The sequence below is a fragment of the Nocardioides sp. NPDC057577 genome (genome assembly GCF_042801335.1).
Classification (GTDB): domain Bacteria; phylum Actinomycetota; class Actinomycetes; order Propionibacteriales; family Nocardioidaceae; genus Nocardioides.
In genome coordinates this window covers 48652-63803 of the sequence record NZ_JBHVGB010000012.1, presented here as the reverse complement: position 1 = coordinate 63803, position 15152 = coordinate 48652, and the positions used below count along the sequence as shown (strand labels likewise).

Sequence of the window (15152 nt, the reverse complement as noted above, 5' to 3'; positions counted from 1 at the left end):
GCGTCGATTCTGGTCAGGACGCGCCGACTCGGCGGGTCAGTTGACCTTGCGATCGCGGTCGCCCCAGTAAGGCTCGCGGAGCTTGAACTTCTGCAGCTTCCCGGTGGCCGTGCGGGCGAGCGAGTCGCGGAACTCGACGACCGTCGGCGCCTTGTAGCCGGCGGCCCGTTCCTTGGACCAGGCGATCAGCTCCTCCTGGGTCGCCTCGGTCCCGGGGGCGAGGACGACGAGGGCGAGGATGGTCTCGCCCCACTTCTCGCTCGGGATGCCGATCACGGCGACCTCGGCGACCGAGGGGTGCAGGAAGAGGACATCCTCGACCTCGGCAGACGAGACATTCTCGCCACCGGTGATGATCACGTCCTTGATCCGGTCGGAGATGGTGAGGTAGCCGTCGTCGCCGAGGCTGCCGCCGTCGCCGGTGTGGAACCAGCCCTCAGCCAGGGCCTTCTCGGTCTCCTCCGGCTTCTCCCAGTAGCCCTCGAGCACGACGTTGGACCGGGCCAGGACCTCCTTGTCGGGGGAGATGTCGAGGCTCACCCCGATCGCGGGCGCGCCGGCGCGGGTCAGCTTCGCGGCACGCTCCATCGGGTCGAGGTCGTCCCACTCGGCGCGGGTGCGGTTGATGGTCAGCAGCGGTGAGGTCTCGGTGAGGCCGTAGATCTGGATGAACTCCCAGCCCAGCTCCTCCTGGACGCGCACGACCGTCTTCGTCGGCGGCGGCGCACCGGCCATGATGATCCGCACCTTGTCCCGTCCCGGGATCTCGCCCTCGGTGGCCTGCCACTGCGGAAGCGCATCGAGCACGGCCGCGGCCACCGCGGGGGCGGCGCACATGTAGGTGACCCCCTGGTCGCGTACGCGGCGCAGGATCTCCATCCCGTCGACCTTGCGCAGCACCACGTGCTTGATGCCGAGGCCGGTCGCCGCGAACGGCATCCCCCAGCCGTTGGCGTGGAACATCGGCAGCGTGTGCAGGTAGACGTCACGGTCGTTGCAGCCCGCGTGCAGCGCGAAGGTCAGCGCGTTGGTCCAGATGTTGCGGTGGGTGATCTGCACACCCTTGGGCCGGGCGGTGGTGCCCGAGGTGTAGTTGATCGCCGCGGTCGCGTTCTCGTCCGGCGCCCACGGCTTCGGCTCGACGCCGTCGGCGGCGTAGAGGTTGGCGTCGTCGCCGAGCACGAAACGGTGCTTCGCGGTGACGTCCTTCAGCGCCTCGTCGACCTCGGGGTCGACCCAGAGCACCGAGGCGCCGGACTGCTCCACGATGTAGGAGACCTCGTCGGGACGGAGGCGGAAGTTCACGGGCACCAGGACGCGGCCGTAGCCGGAGACGCCGTAGAACGCGGTCAGCAGCCGCGCCGAGTTGTGGGACACGATCGCGACCCGCTCCCCCACGCCGATGCCGAGCTCATCGAGCCTCGCCGCCATCCGCTTCGCGAGCGACTTCATCTCGGCGTACGTCACCTCCCCCAGGGAGGCTGCCGGCTGGTCAGGCTCGTCGACGATGCCCACCCGCTCGCCGTAGACGGATGCGGCGCGGTCGATGAAGTCGTTGACGCTGAACGGGACGAACACGGGCTACCTCCAGGTGCATGCGGTGACCTGCATCACTGTATCCATGAGAGGTCTCTCATGGACCCCCACATCGGACAGGTGGTCAGGCACTATCAAAGGGTCATGTCGCGCACCCTGAAACTCGTCCTGCCGCTGGTCGTCCTGGTGGCGGTCGCCGTCTACCTGGCCGGCTCCTTCGCGGGAGCCTCCGAGAACGACCCGCCGCCCCGCGAGCCCGTCGTGCTGCCCTCGCAGTCGACCTCGCCGTCCTCTCCGAGCACCGGATCGTCCCCGAGCACGGATCCTTCGGGTGTCCCGGTCGTCACTCCTGGTCCCGTCGACGATGATGACGACGACGATGATGACGACCGCGACGACCGACATGACGACGACTGACCCCCGCCGCCGGGGGCTGTCCGTACGCGCCCGGATCACCGCCTCGGTCGCTCTCCTGGTCACCCTCGCCCTGGCCGGCGCCGGTCTCATCGTCTACGCCGTCGAGCTCGGCCGGGTCGACGCCGCGACCACGCGCGAGATGGAGCAGGAGCTCGACGAGTTCTCCCGGCTGCGCACCGAGGGCATCGACCCCGAGACCAGGGCGCCGTACGACGTGGAGGGCCTGCTCCGGACGTTCCTCAGCCGCAACGTGCCCGACGACGACGAGCTCCTCGTCGCCTGGGTCGACGGCCGGCCGCGCGCGCACTTCCCCGAGGACCCGCTGGTCGAGTCGCCACGGTTCCGCAGCGCCGTACGCGACGTGGTCCGCGACGGTGGGACGACCTATCTCGACACCGCGGACGGCGAGGTACGCATCACCAGCCAGCCGGTGCGGCAGGACAACGCCCAGGGCACCACCGAGGGCGCCCTCCTGGTGGTCTCCTACCTCGACGAGGACCGCGCCGAGCTGCGCAGCACCATGCGGACGTACACGATCGTGGCCGGCCTCCTCGCCCTGATCGTGACCCTGGTCGCGGCCTGGCAGTCCGGGCGGCTGCTGGCACCGCTGACCCGCCTGCGAAACGCCACCGGCGCGGTCAGCGCGACCGACCTCTCCGCCCGGCTGCCCGAGTCGGGCAACGACGACATCTCGGCGCTGACCAGGAACTTCAACGGCATGCTGGACCGCCTGGAGCAGGCGTTCACCGACCAGCGCCAGTTCCTCGACGACGCCGGTCACGAGCTGCGTACGCCGCTGACGATCATCGGCGGCCACCTCGAGCTCCTCGACGAGTCCGACCCGGCCGAGGTCGAGCAGACCCGGCGGCTGGCGCTCGACGAGGTCGACCGGATGAGCCGTCTGGTCGGCGACCTGATCCTGCTGGCCAAGCACGACCGGCCCGACTTCCTCACCCTGGAGGAGGTCGACGTCGACACCCTCACCGAGGACATCCTGGCCAAGGCCAGCGCGCTTGCCGAGCGCGACTGGCACCTCGACGAAGCCACCCCCGGCACCTGGCGCCTGGACCCGCAGCGGGTCACCCAGGCGATGCTGCAGCTGTGCGACAACGCCGCCGGCCACACCGCGCCCGGCGACCGGATCGCGGTCGGCTCGGCGACCGTCGACGGCACCCTGCGGCTGTGGGTGCGCGACACCGGACCGGGTGTGCCCGCCGCGGACCGGGACCGGATCTTCGAGCGGTTCGCGCGCGGCGCGGAGACCGGTTCGGGCGACCGCCCGGGGCTCGGGCTCGGCCTCGCCATCGTCTCGGCGATCGCCACCGCCCACGGCGGCACCGTCGGCGTCGAGGACGCGACGCCTCCCGGCGCCCGCTTCACGATCACCCTGCCCGCACGCACCGAAGGAGAGGCATGGCCCGCATCCTGATCGTCGAGGACGAGGACCGCATCGCGGCCTTCCTCGCCAAGGGCCTGAGCGCCGACGGCCACCAGGTCAGCACCGTCTCCGACGGGCTGGAGGGACTCGAGGAGGCACTGAGCGGTGCCTTCGACCTGATGGTGCTCGACATCGGCCTGCCGACGATCGACGGCTTCGAGGTGCTCGACCAGCTGCGCGCCCAGGGCTCCCGGATGCCGGTGGTCGTGCTGACCGCCCGCGACTCGGTGCAGGACACCGTCTCCGCGCTCGAGGGCGGCGCCGACGACTACCTCGCCAAGCCGTTCCGCTTCGCCGAGCTGCGGGCTCGGATCAACGTACGCCTGCGGCAGCAGGACAGCACCGCCGCCGAGGTGGGCGAGCTCCGCTCGGGCTCGGTGGCGCTGGACCTGCGTACGCGGCGGCTGCGCGTCGACGGGCGCGAGAGCGACCTCTCCGCCCGCGAGTTCGCGCTGGCCGAGGTGCTGCTGCGGCACCCGGGGCAGGTGCTCTCCCGCGCGCAGCTGCTCGACCTGGCCTGGGGAATGGACTTCGACCCGGGCTCCAACGTCGTCGACGTCTACGTCGGCTACCTGCGCAAGAAGCTGGGCTCGGCCCGGGTCGAGACCGTCCGCGGCATGGGCTACCGCTTCCAGTCCTGACCCGGACCCGGGGGAATCAGTCCAGAGGATCAGCCGAGTCGTAGGCCGCCCAGCGAGGCGCGCGGAAGTCGCTCCAGCGCGGGCGAGACGGTCTCGGCGATCTCCGCCGGGGCCGGCCGGTCACCGGGAGCCGGGGCGAGGCACGCCTCGATCACCTTGACGACCTCGGGCGACGTACGTCGGGGGAGGTCGCCGGCCCCGGAGATCAGCTGCGGGTAGCGCTCGGCGCGGTCCGCGGCCGACGGGTCGCCGTGGGGGAACGGCCGCTCGCCGGTGACGGCGTGGAAGAGGGTCGCGCCCAGGGCCCACACGTCGCTGGCGGGACCGACTTCGCCTCGCTCGCCGGGCAGGCACTGCTCGGGCGCCATGTAGGCGTCGGTGCCGATCTCGTGGCGCAGCGCGGCCGCCGCCTCGGTGGGCCGGGCGACCGAGAGGTCGATCAGCCGGGCCGGCGAGCCCATGATCAGGTTGCTCGGCTTGAGGTCGAGGTGCACCCAGCCGGAGCGACGCAGGTAGTGCAGCGCCGAGGCGAGGTCGAGCACCAGCGGCAGGTACTGCTGCTCCGGAAGGCGCCCGTGGCGGCGGATCAGCGTCGAGAGCCGGGGGCCCTCGACGTGCTCCATCACGACGTACGGGCGCTCGCCGTCGAGGTCCTCCCGAAGGCCGCGGACGAGGACCGGATGACGCAGCTGCGTCAGTGCGTCGGTCTCGCGCCGCAGCGCGTTGCGGCTGGTCTCGCTGTCGATCAGGTTCGGTCGCAGGACCTTGGCGACGACCGGCCCGTAGGTGATCTCGTCGAAGGCCAGGAAGGCCTCGTACGACGAGCCGCCCCCGAGCAGCCGCATCGCGGTCAGCTCGGGGGTGATCGCGTCACCCTGGACCAGGCCCCAGGTGTCGGTCATCTTCGACTCAGCCCTGGGTCCGGTCGTTGGTGTTGTCGCGGGTGTTGTCGCGGGTGTTGTCGCGGGTGTTGTCCCGCGTGTTGTCCTTGGTGTTGTTGTCCGAGGTCTGGTCGTCGCGGGTGTTCTTGGTGTTGTCGCGGGTGTTGTCCTTGGTCGCCCGGGTCACGCCGGTGCCGTTGGTCGCGGTGTCGTTGCCTGCGGCGTCGCGGGTGACGTCGTCGGCGTCGTTGTCGTCATCGTCGTCGACGGTGGTCACCTGGGTGTTGGACTTGTCCTCACGCTTGGCATAGCTGTCATCGTCCACAGCGGCAGCGCTCTGGTAGCTGAACACACCAGCTGCGACCACGCCGACCAGGCCGGTCCCGAGGATCATCGGAAGCTTCTTCATCATTCGTCCCTTCAGGTTCTGCCCCGGGTGTTCCCGGCGCCATGGAAGAACCATCTCCACCCGCGGTGAGGTGATCGTGAGATGACCATGAGAGCTCTCTCATCCGCGAGCCGGTTCGGGTCCTGGGGCACGTGGTGGTAGGAACGTCCCGTGCAAAGCAGCGAGCGGCGCGAGATCGCGCTCAAGGTCGGTGTGCTGCTGGTGGTCGGGGTGCTGATCTCGGTGGCCGGCTACGGCTACTCGCGCTCACGCTTCCGCGAGTACGCCACCGAACAGTCCGAGACGGCGGCCAGCCGGTTCGCGCGGACGACGAGCTGGACCACGGTCGAGGCGAAGCCGGATCTGGTGGCGCAGTGGGCGCGGGCCTGTCCCTCGGTCCAGACCCCGCCGACCGAGAAGACGGCTGACGCGCGCGGCCACCTGGAGAAGGTACGCATCACCTCCACCGACCTCACCGAGACCGGTGCCACGGTGGAGCTGACCCCCGACGGCGGTCAGTCCGTGTTCACCCTCGTCGTCACCCGCTCCGGCGAGGGCAAGGACGAGGAGTGGCACGTCACCGAGGTGACCTGCGAAGCCGGTTGAGCCGGACCGTGTGACAGCCCCTGCCGGTGGGTACCACTCCGGTATGGACACCGCTGGATTCACCAACCTGTTGACCCGTCCGGGGCCGTACGCCACCGTGCTGGCCGATGTCAGCCAGGACTCGGAGAACGCAGCCCACGCCAAGGAGCTGCGGGTGCGAGCCGCCTGCGAGGAGCTCTCCGCCCAGGGCGCTCCCCCGGAAGTCGTCGCGCAGGTCTCCGACCGGCTGGAGGCGAACGTACGTCAGCCGGCCCCGCTCGCGCGGGTCGTCGTGGCGACCCCCGAGGGGATCGCCTACGACGCGGTCGCCGTCGCCGAGGTCCCGAACCCGGTCGCGACCTGGGACGCGCTGCCCGACCTCGGCTCATGGATCGCCGCGCGCGAGACCTCGATGCCGTTCGTGCTGGTCCTGGCCGACCACACCGGTGGCGACATCTCCCTGTGGGACTCGGGGCTGCCACAGCCCACGAGCACGACCACCGTGGCGGACGACGAGCTCGAGCACGTCCACAAGATCCACGACAACGTCGGGTGGGCGGCCTTCCGCATGCAGCAGACCACCGACAACGTCTGGCGTCACAACGCCGACAAGGTGGCCGAGGAGGTGACCAGGCTGGTCCGCGAACACGGCCATGAGCTCGTGCTCGTCGGCGGCGACCCGACCACGGTGGGCAGGCTGCGCCAGCGCCTCGCCGGCCTCCCCGCCGAGGTGGTCGAGCTGGCAAGCGGGCAACGCGCCGCGGACGGCGGCGACCAGGCCCGAGACGACGCGATCCGCAGTGCGCTGCTGGACCGGGTCGTACGCCATCGCACGACGCTGGTCGGACGGCTCGAGGAGGCATGGGGCAGGGGCGAACGCGCGGCCACCGGCGTACGGGACGTCGCCGACGCGTTCGTCACCGGCCGCGTCGAGACCCTGCTGATCGACCCCGAAGCACTGGTCGGCCGCATGCTCGACCCGGCGGATCACCCCGGCCTCGCCTTCGGTGAGGCTCCGGTCTCGGGTCCGGTCGAGGCCGACGAGGCACTCATCGCCGCCGCGGTCCTCACAGACGCGGAGGTGTGCGTGCTGCCCGCCAGCCTGCTCGGCGACGCCCCGGTGGCCGCGCTGCTGCGCTGGGCCTGACCCGGCTCAGCGGGACACGCTCAGCGGGACAGGCTCAGCGGGACAGGCTCAGCGGCGCCAGGCCCGGATCTTGTCGGGATCGGGGTCGGGTGACTCCGTGGCCGCCCAGACCTTGCGCCACTCGGCGATCTCCTCACCGGCCGGGTCGGGGGTGCGCTCCTCGGCGGCGCGGCGGATCGAGGAGTACCAGTCGGTGGTGTCCTCATCCAGCAGCCTCGCCACCGCCGTCCGGATCCGGGGCGCGAACTCGCGCACCGACTCGCCCGCTGCCGGGCGGAGCGGCTCCCCGAAGCGTACGGTCAGCTGGCGGCGGCCCCCGGACCTGTCCTTGCCCGGCCAGTTCACCCCGCGCGGCATCGCCGCGTAGGTGCCGCGGTGGGCGATCGGGACCACGGGGACGCCGTACTCGACGGCCAGGTAGGCGGCGCCGGACCGGAACCGGCCGACGGTGCCGTCCTTGGACCGGGTGCCTTCCGGGAAGACGACCAGCGACCAGCCGTCGGCGAGCACCTCACCGGGTGCGTTCGCGAGCGCGCCCCCGCGACGGTCGATCGGCAGCGTGTTGAAGACCAGCGAAGATCCCACCGCCCGCCACCAGGTGTCGAAGAAGTAGTCGGCGGCGGCCGCCACCGCCGTCTTGCGTCGCCACGCGTCCGGCAGGCTCAGCAGGATCAGCGGAGTGTCCAGGTGGGAGGCGTGGTTGGCCACGAAGATCACCGGCCCGTCGAGCTTCTCGAGCACGTCCAGCCCCTCGACCTGGGTCTTGACCTGCGACCGGAAGACCGCCTCCAGCCCGGCCTGGGCGACCTCCCTGACCGCCCGCGCCGGCGGCTTGCGCGACCACTCGTTGTCGAAGACCGTCGTCGTCGCCGGCGGCACGAACGGCTCCGCCGACCGCGGCACCTGCGCCCGGTGTCCCCACCGCCAGCCCCGCTTCATGAGCCGTACGTCGCGGGCCGTCTCCTTCCAGAAGCTACTCATCGCACCCACCCCCGTTGGTTGAGCCGCCGGAGCCGCTAGGCGGAGGCGTGTCGAAACCAACACGGTCCCCTCCGCGCTCGAATCGACTGTGTTGGTCTCGACACGGATTCGCTCGTTCCTCACGAATCCGGCTCGACCGACGTGGGGCGCTCATCGGACGTCCGCCAGGAGGTGCGGAGGGTTGCGCAGGTAGGTGATCGACGGCGACGGGCCGACGGTCGAGGAGGCCATCTCGAGCGCGTCGCGCAAGGTGGTCGCCGACCGGAAGCCCATCCTCGCCGCGGCCTTGGGGTTGCCGCCGACCCAGATCACGTCGCCGAGGTGGTCGAGGGCGTGCGCGATCCAGTACCACATGTAGAACGGGTGGACGCCGTGGTAGGCGTTCGAGGTGCGGTAGAGGTGGACGTACCAGGGGTCGGTGGCGAACTGCTCCTCGAACTTCGGCCCGATCAGGGCCGGGTCGTTGGTGTCGGCCAGCACCTCCTCGTAGAAGTCGACGTAGGAGGGGTGGGTGAGGGTGTTGAAGCCCTCGTCGAGCGGGTGGTAGAGGATCGCGACGCCGCCCTCACGCACGACCGGCTGCCGCAGGTAGGAGTTGAAGTAGTAGCCCAGCCCCATGCAGGCGGCCAGGATCGGGTTCATGGTCGAGTTGACGTTGTAGGGGCCGAGATAGGGCACCCCCATCACCATCACGTCGGACTGACCCTCGACCTTGACCCGCTGCTGCTGGTGGACCCGCTGCACGGTGAGCTCGTGGACCGGCTCGACGGCCCCGGCGGTGATCCCGGTCAGCCCGTAGTTGGAGCGCAGGTCGTGGAACATCTTGTGGCGCATCTTCTGCGGCGCGACCGCCAGCCCTCTGCGCAGGCCGAGCACGGTGGCCTGGTCCCGCAACGACCACTCCCACTCACGCTTGAGCAGCGTGTCGTACGGCTTCCCGAACACCTCGTTGTCGAGCGTCGTCTCGATCTGGAAGACCTTGACGTGCTCACCGATCAGCCGGCCCATCCGCCAGGCCGAGGAGTGCATCTCGGAGTGCTTGTGGTCCATGAAGCTGCGCGAGTGCACCATGGTCTTGGCGTTGTGGTGATGCTTGATCGACTTGTACGACGCCAGCCCGATGCCGACCGACTTGTGGCCGCCGTCCATCGCGACGAGGTTGACGTTGACGTAGATCAGCAGGTCGGAGGTGGCCGCCCGCTTGTTGATCTCGACGTCCTCGCCCTTGTCGGTGACGCCCATGTGCTCGAGGTTGGTGCGGTCCTCGGCGTCGTGGTTGTAGAGCAGCCCCTGCGGCGCGAAGGACCGGTAGACCCGCTCCCCCACGATGTGCTTCATCTCCGCGTCGGTCATCCGCCGGTGCAGGGCCAGCGCGGCGATGATCTCGACGTCGTCGACACCCTTCTCGGCCGCGATCGTGAGCACCTGCTCGATGATCCGGCCCCGGATGTCGGGCGCCTTCATGGTCGGCAGCGGCAGCGAGAGGTCGTCGAAGGCGATCGTGAGCCGCATCCCCGGGAACATCAGCTCCCGCAGCGGCTCGGAGTCGACCGGGTTCTCCAGCGCCTCCCGGATCGCCCCGTCCACGTCCGGCACCGTCGGCAGCGACTCGGGCGGGTAGACCACCCGCGTGCCCTGCGGGAACTCCTCGAGCCGGAACCCGAGCCCCTCGTGGACGAGCAGGGGCGGCGTACGGTCGTCGACCTCCAGCACGAAACCTGGCCGTGTCATCGATGACTCTCCTTCTTCAAGACGGCAGTGCTCAATTCGTTCGGCGTGGGTCGAACGCCACCTTGACGGTGCCGAGCCGACCGGCTGAGTGGGCATGGTCGAGGGCCTCGCGCCAGCGGTGGAGCGGGTAGGGCGCGACGGTCTTCGCGAGGCGGCACATGGCGTCGTGACCGACCAGGTCCAGCGCGGTGGCGAAGTCGCCGGAACCACGCGAGGAGGCGTACGTCCCGACAACCTCGAGCTCCCGGAACCACGCCGCGGACAGATCGGCGGAGGCGGGCATCCCGGAGAGCACCACGCGTCCACCCGCGCGGGTGGCGTGCAGGCAGGTCTGCAGCGACTCCTTGGAGCCGACCGCGTCGATGGTCACGTCGACCCCGCCGAGGAGGTAGGGCGCCGACAGCATCTCGGGTTCGAGCATGAACGCGCTGGTCGCACGGCGAATCCGCCGCAGCGTCTCGGAGGGCGCGACGACCTCGGTCGCGCCGAACTCCAGCGCCAGCTCACGCTGATGGGCGTGCTTGGCGACGACCAGGATCTCGCCGGCGTCGGTGAGCTCGCGCAGGGCCAGGGTGGCCAGCAGACCCACCGCACCGGCCCCCGAGACGAGCACCCGGTCACCTGGCTTGACCGCGGCTCTTCGTGCGGTGTGCACGGCGCAGGCGACCGGCTCGGCGAGCAGCGCCTGCTCGTCGGAGTAGCCCTCCGGCACCACGTGGAGCTGTGAGCGATGCACCGAGAGCTGCTGGGACCAGCCGCCGCCGGTGTCGTGACAGAACCCGGTCTGCAGCCCGGAGGAGATGTCGCCGACGGTGATCCGGGAGCACCGGTTGGTCTCGCCCCGGACACACGCCTCGCACGCCTCCAGCCCGCGCGCGGCACAGGTCAGGACCGGGTCGACGACCACGCGGGTCCCGGCCGCCAGGTCGCCGCAGGGGTCGAGCAGCTCGCCCACGATCTCGTGGCCGGGCACGAACGGCAGGCTCACCAGCGGCTGGAAGTAGAGGCTCGTCCGCCCCGAGAGCATCCCGAGGTCGGACCCGCAGATCCCGGCGAGCGACACCTTCAGCCGCGCCCACCCCTCGTGCTCGACCTTCGGCGGGTCCAGCGTCACCATCCGCAGCGGCGCCGCCGCCCCGGTCAGCAGCAGCGGCAGCCGTCCCCCGGCGACCTTCCCCAACGCCGTCTTCGCGACGCTGCGGTACATCTCGAGCGCAAGCATTCAGCCCCTCCTCATCGGTGCAGCCCGGCCGGGTCGAGCGTGCGGCTCGCGTGGCCCGGCGACTCCCAGTCGACGATCGTCCAGTGCGACTTCTTGGCGTGCCGGAACAGGGGTACGTCGGGACGGACGGCGATCGGGTGCCCGACCGCCGCGAGCAGCGGGAGGTCGGAGTGGGAGTCGGCGTAGGCGAAGCAGTCGGAGGGCGAGATGCCCTCGCGGCGCGACCACTCGCGGACGAACGCGCCGCGCGACTCACCGACCAGCGGTGACGAGGCCAGGTGACCGGTGCAGAACCCGCGGTCGTCGACGGCCAGGTCGGCCGCCTCGATGTGGTCGAACAGCGGCATCAGCGGCCGGGTCAGCGGCCGGATCGCGCCCGTGACCAGCACCGTCACGTGCCCCGCGGCCCGGTGCTCCCGGATCCGCCGGACCGCGTCCGGGGCGAGCCGCCCGAGGATGTGCGTGGTCAGGTGCTCGTCGACGATCTGGTCGAGCTCGGAGAGCCGGGAGCCGGCGTACTCCCTGTAGACCGTACGCAACAGCGCGCCGCGCTCGGTCCGGTCCGCCCACACGTAGCCGGGCACCTTGCTCGCCATCCGGGCGATCTCGGCCGCCTTCCGGGTGCCGGAGAGCTCACCGAGCCGCAGCCACAGGTAGGTCTCGATCACGTTGGAGGACATCAGGGTGCCGTCGAGGTCGAAGAAGGCCGCGACCCGCCCGTCCTTGAGCTGCGGCAGCCGCCCGGGGACGGGCCTCTTCCGCAGCTTGCGCAGCTCGTCGAGCTCACGGACCGGCTTGGTCACCGACGGCACGTGGATGTCGTAGAGGTATTCGTGCCAGTCGATCACGCCGGTGTCGAAGGCGAAGGTCTCCTGGTCGGCCGGCGACAGCGACCGGTAGAGCGAGAGCGTGTTGGTGTCGACGAAACGGAGGTCGGCCTGGGCGTACTCCTTGTAGAGGTCCAGGTAGCGACGGAGAAACTGCAGCCGCCGGCCCTGCCGGTCGAGGTCGCGCGCCCATCCGCGGGTGCGGTCGCTGCGCGGGGCCAGCCCGAGCAGCCTGTCGGCGATCTTGTGCACCCGCTCCCCGGTCACCATCATCCGCTCGACCGAGGCCCCGCCCGGGAACGTCCACTCCGGCAGTCGGGCCGCACCGCGGTCACCGGCCGCGAACGGCTCCTTGGAGAAGTAGGCCCGCACGGTCTCGTAGAGCATCCCGAACGTCACCGGGTTGCGGTCGCCGGAGGCGAGGTGGAAGTAGGCCGGGTCGCCGTGCTCCGGCGGGTGCGCCAGGCACGCCACGATCGAGGCGACGACGTGGTCGACCGGCACGATGTCGACGGGGGTGTCCGCGGCGGCCGGGAAGAGCGGCAGCTCGCCGCGGCCGTAGGCCAGGATCAGCGGCTCGGCCATCTTGAAGCCCTCGATCCAGCCCGGATGAGGGCGGGAGATGGCCGACTCGATGATCGCCGGACGGTAGATCGTGGCCCGGTTCCCGGCCGCGGCGTGGGCTTCGACGACCCGCTCCCCCAGCGCCTTGGTGAAGGTGTAGGCGTCGGTCCAGCCCAGCGACCGCGCACGCTCGGTGCCGAGGCGGACGAGCTCGTCCTTCACCCACTTCTTCCGCGCCTCCTCGGCGGCCGCCGCGGCCGTCATCAGGCCGGCACGACCGTGCTCACGCTCGGCCTGCTTGCGCAGGTTCGAGATCACCTCGACGCTGCGCGAGCGCTCCTCGACGGCCGCGCGCCGCGCCAGCCCCCAGGCGAGCTCGGCGTCCACGTCGACGTCATGGTCCACCGGCCCCTCGGGGATGTGTCCGCGCCTCCGCCCGGAGACATACGCGGTCGAGACGTGCAGGTAGTGGATGTCCCGCCCCGTCTCCGCGACCCGCCTGAGCAGCTCGCGCACGCCGACGACGTTGGTGACGAACCCTTCGTCGACCGGCGGGTCGAAGGAGACGTCGCCCGCCGAGTGCACCACCGCATCGAGATCCTCCGGCAGCGCCGGCGGATCGGAGAGATCGCCCTCGACGACGTTCACCTCCGCGTCCGAGACGGCCTCGAAGATCGGCTTGGCCAGCATCTTCGCGATCCTGTCCGCCCCCGACGTCGACCCCTTGGGCCGGACCAGCACGCTGAGACGTACGTCCGGCACCTCGGTCAGCATCAGGTGCAGCAGCGCCTCGCCGACGAACCCGGTCACTCCTGTGAGCAGCACATGCTGCCCCGCGAGCCGTTCTCTGATGTCAGAGGTCACGCTCGCGATTCTGCCCAATGCGGCCAAGCCCGCGTGGGATATCTGTTCAAATCAGCACCCAACCTTCCGCCGGTCTCGATACGTGTAAGCCATCGGACGACCGATCTGGAGACCGATGTGCTGACCGACCTGCTCGAAGAACTCGCCCGTGACGCGCCCACCGGAGGCGCCCCGCCCGGGCAGCTGTGGCGGCGTGGCCGCCGCATCGCGCGTACGCAGCGGATCGGAACGGTCGCCATCGCTGCCGTCGCCTGTCTGCTGCTGATCGCGCTGGGGTCGGTGACCTGGCAACAACGCGCCGACGTCGCGCCGGCGACGGATACCGGGACAGGGACCTACCTCCCGAGTCGTTTCCACGAGCCCAGCCCTCATCTGCCCGGCACCGACTCGGTGGGCCCCCTCGGTCCACTCATCGCCACGTTCGACGCACCCCGCAAGGGTTGGTTCGGGACGGGTGACGGTCTGGTCGGGGTCTCGGCCGAGACCGGCGCGTACGCCTTCCTCGACCTGCCGCACGCGGCCACCGCCTATCTCGGCGAAGCCGAACTCTCCCCCGACGGTCGCCACGTCGCCTACTGGACCACCGGCAAGGTGGCCGACCCCATTCCTGCCCTCGTAGACGGCACGATCACCGGCTATGCCGTCTACGACACCACAACCGGTGACGTGGTCACCCAGACGCCCAGCACCGAGCACGGGATCGGGCACGGCGCCTTCGTCTGGTTCGATCCCACCCATCTCGGCGTCGAGTTCGGGCAGATGCAGGACTGCTGCCTATCCACGGATGCCCGAAGCATCATCTTCGACCTGAGCATTGGCAACGCCTCTGCCCTCCGCACATCGCTCGACACGGCGAGCACGACCGGCGTCGGCACAGTGACCGTCGAGGGCCAGGACACGGTCATCATCCAGACCGACGGGACAACCGCTCCCGCCGAGATCCCCCAGACCGCGGGACGGATCAACGGGTCACAGACTGTCGCCCTGACCCCGGACTCGAAACGCGTCGCCGCGATCTTCGGCGACTCCCTGCCAGCCCGGATCAGCGTGAAAGGAATCGATGAGTTCGGCTATGGCGATCTGATCCCAGGCAACTACTTCGGAGTGATCTCGTGGCTCGACGACGACCGGGTCGCCGCCCTGAGAGGCCACGGCGACGATGGCAGCGTCGACCTGGTCTCGGTCGACGTTCGGGACGGTTCCGCCGAGACGCTCAGCGCATCCGTCAACACCGCCCGCCTCGCGATCAACCTGCTCGACGCACCGGTGAAGAACCAGCCTGCCCCACCCCGCCCTTGGTCCCCGTGGGTCCCGACCATTGCGGCCGGCATGACTATCACTGCCGCCGCTTTCGCGATCCTGACCTGGAGGCGCCGTGCCCGCGTCTGAAGGTCAGCTCTTCGAGGAGTTCGTCGCGGCCCGCCGCCCCGCCCTGCTGCGTACGGCCTTTCTCCTCACCGGCCATGCCGAGGATGCCGAGGACCTCGTCCAGATCACGCTCATCAAGGTGGTGCCGAAGTGGGGAAGGATCAAGGACAACCCCGAGGCGTACGTCCGCAAGGTGCTCGCCCGCGAGGCCACCACCCGATGGCGCACCCGCCGGTGGCGCGAGACCCCGGTCGAGCGTCTCCCCGACCGGGAGGCGGCCCGGGCGGACCTGACCTCGAGCCTCACCGTCCGGGATGCACTGCTGCGGCTCCCGCCTCGACAGCGCGCCGTCATCGTCCTGCGCTACTACGACGACCTCACCGAGCGCGAGACCGCGGCGATGCTCGGCATCTCGATCGGCACCGTCAAGTCTCAGACCAGCGACGCCCTCGCGCGGTTACGCACCCTGATCCCCGATCTTGCGCCCGCCGATGGATCCTCGGTTGCAGGCTTTCGAGGGTGACCTGCGAAACTGGCGCGAACCCCGCACCAGAGGAGACGT

14 protein-coding genes are annotated in these 15152 nt (G+C 70.4%); 7 read left to right on the top strand and 7 right to left on the bottom strand.

Annotated features, from left to right (window positions below; genetic code table 11):
- Positions 1-36: 36 nt before the first annotated feature.
- Positions 37-1578 carry an AMP-binding protein gene (locus ACFU7D_RS04415; protein ID WP_378863837.1) on the bottom strand — a complete coding sequence of 514 codons (1542 nt, stop codon included), beginning with the start codon at positions 1576-1578 and terminating at the stop codon, positions 37-39.
- A 102-nt stretch (positions 1579-1680) separates the two neighbouring features.
- Here ACFU7D_RS04415 and ACFU7D_RS04410 point away from each other — a divergent pair, with 102 nt between their 5' ends.
- The 3 genes from ACFU7D_RS04410 to ACFU7D_RS04400 are packed head-to-tail and all read left to right on the top strand — an operon-like array spanning position 1681 to position 4032.
- On the top strand, positions 1681-1953 hold the full coding sequence (locus ACFU7D_RS04410) for a hypothetical protein (protein ID WP_378863835.1): 273 nt from the start codon (positions 1681-1683) through the stop codon (positions 1951-1953).
- Positions 1940-3382: a sensor histidine kinase gene (locus ACFU7D_RS04405; protein ID WP_378863832.1), complete on the top strand. Its 1443-nt coding sequence runs from the start codon at positions 1940-1942 to the stop codon at positions 3380-3382. The genes ACFU7D_RS04410 and ACFU7D_RS04405 overlap by 14 nt, the downstream gene beginning before the upstream one ends.
- Positions 3367-4032, top strand: a complete 666-nt coding sequence (locus ACFU7D_RS04400) for a response regulator transcription factor (protein ID WP_378728633.1) — start codon at positions 3367-3369, stop codon at positions 4030-4032. Before ACFU7D_RS04405 ends, ACFU7D_RS04400 begins: the two co-directional genes overlap by 16 nt.
- A 29-nt stretch (positions 4033-4061) precedes the next feature.
- Here ACFU7D_RS04400 and ACFU7D_RS04395 read toward each other — a convergent pair whose 3' ends face one another.
- Both ACFU7D_RS04395 and ACFU7D_RS04390 read right to left on the bottom strand, forming a co-directional pair.
- Entirely contained in the window at positions 4062-4934 is an 873-nt protein-coding gene (locus tag ACFU7D_RS04395) for a serine/threonine-protein kinase (RefSeq protein WP_378863827.1), read from the bottom strand.
- A 7-nt stretch (positions 4935-4941) separates the two neighbouring features.
- On the bottom strand, positions 4942-5322 hold the full coding sequence (locus tag ACFU7D_RS04390) for a hypothetical protein (protein ID WP_378863824.1): 381 nt from the start codon (positions 5320-5322) through the stop codon (positions 4942-4944).
- Between the two features lie 150 nt (positions 5323-5472).
- Here ACFU7D_RS04390 and ACFU7D_RS04385 point away from each other — a divergent pair, with 150 nt between their 5' ends.
- Positions 5473-5907, top strand: coding sequence for a hypothetical protein (locus ACFU7D_RS04385; RefSeq protein WP_378863821.1), 435 nt, complete (start codon positions 5473-5475; stop codon positions 5905-5907).
- Between the two features lie 43 nt (positions 5908-5950).
- Positions 5951-7033, top strand: coding sequence for a Vms1/Ankzf1 family peptidyl-tRNA hydrolase (locus ACFU7D_RS04380; protein WP_378863818.1), 1083 nt, complete (start codon positions 5951-5953; stop codon positions 7031-7033).
- 48 nt (positions 7034-7081) lie between these two features.
- Here the strand turns inward: ACFU7D_RS04380 and ACFU7D_RS04375 are convergent, their stop codons facing one another.
- The 4 genes from ACFU7D_RS04375 to ACFU7D_RS04360 form a co-directional block, all read right to left on the bottom strand.
- The gene (locus ACFU7D_RS04375; protein WP_378863815.1) at positions 7082-8014 is read right to left on the bottom strand and encodes a lysophospholipid acyltransferase family protein; all 933 of its coding nucleotides are present in this window, start codon (positions 8012-8014) and stop codon (positions 7082-7084) included.
- A 150-nt stretch (positions 8015-8164) separates the two neighbouring features.
- A complete protein-coding gene (locus ACFU7D_RS04370; RefSeq protein ID WP_378863812.1) occupies positions 8165-9745 on the bottom strand; it encodes a lactate racemase domain-containing protein in 1581 nt (526 codons plus the stop codon).
- Positions 9746-9776: 31 nt separating this feature from the next.
- Entirely contained in the window at positions 9777-10967 is a 1191-nt protein-coding gene (locus tag ACFU7D_RS04365) for a zinc-binding dehydrogenase (RefSeq protein ID WP_378728626.1), read from the bottom strand.
- 11 nt (positions 10968-10978) lie between these two features.
- The gene (locus ACFU7D_RS04360; protein ID WP_378863809.1) at positions 10979-13222 is read right to left on the bottom strand and encodes an HAD-IB family phosphatase; all 2244 of its coding nucleotides are present in this window, start codon (positions 13220-13222) and stop codon (positions 10979-10981) included.
- Between the two features lie 117 nt (positions 13223-13339).
- On the opposite strand from ACFU7D_RS04360, the gene ACFU7D_RS04355 reads away from it, so the two are divergent.
- Complete coding sequence (locus tag ACFU7D_RS04355; RefSeq protein WP_378863807.1) at positions 13340-14611, top strand: hypothetical protein; 1272 nt, start codon at positions 13340-13342, stop codon at positions 14609-14611.
- Positions 14598-15113 (top strand): SigE family RNA polymerase sigma factor, encoded by a 516-nt coding sequence (locus ACFU7D_RS04350; protein WP_378863804.1) that lies wholly within the window; start codon positions 14598-14600, stop codon positions 15111-15113. The genes ACFU7D_RS04355 and ACFU7D_RS04350 overlap by 14 nt, the downstream gene beginning before the upstream one ends.
- Positions 15114-15152: the final 39 nt, after the last annotated feature.

Coding starts and splice junctions, on each gene's coding strand:
- ACFU7D_RS04410 (WP_378863835.1), top strand. CDS start 1,681: ATGTCGCGCACCCTGAAACTCGTCCTGCCGCTGGTCGTCCTGGTGGCG.
- ACFU7D_RS04405 (WP_378863832.1), top strand. CDS start 1,940: ATGACGACGACTGACCCCCGCCGCCGGGGGCTGTCCGTACGCGCCCGG.
- ACFU7D_RS04400 (WP_378728633.1), top strand. CDS start 3,367: ATGGCCCGCATCCTGATCGTCGAGGACGAGGACCGCATCGCGGCCTTC.
- ACFU7D_RS04395 (WP_378863827.1), bottom strand. CDS start 4,934: ATGACCGACACCTGGGGCCTGGTCCAGGGTGACGCGATCACCCCCGAG.
- ACFU7D_RS04390 (WP_378863824.1), bottom strand. CDS start 5,322: ATGAAGAAGCTTCCGATGATCCTCGGGACCGGCCTGGTCGGCGTGGTC.
- ACFU7D_RS04380 (WP_378863818.1), top strand. CDS start 5,951: ATGGACACCGCTGGATTCACCAACCTGTTGACCCGTCCGGGGCCGTAC.
- ACFU7D_RS04375 (WP_378863815.1), bottom strand. CDS start 8,014: ATGAGTAGCTTCTGGAAGGAGACGGCCCGCGACGTACGGCTCATGAAG.
- ACFU7D_RS04370 (WP_378863812.1), bottom strand. CDS start 9,745: ATGACACGGCCAGGTTTCGTGCTGGAGGTCGACGACCGTACGCCGCCC.
- ACFU7D_RS04365 (WP_378728626.1), bottom strand. CDS start 10,967: ATGCTTGCGCTCGAGATGTACCGCAGCGTCGCGAAGACGGCGTTGGGG.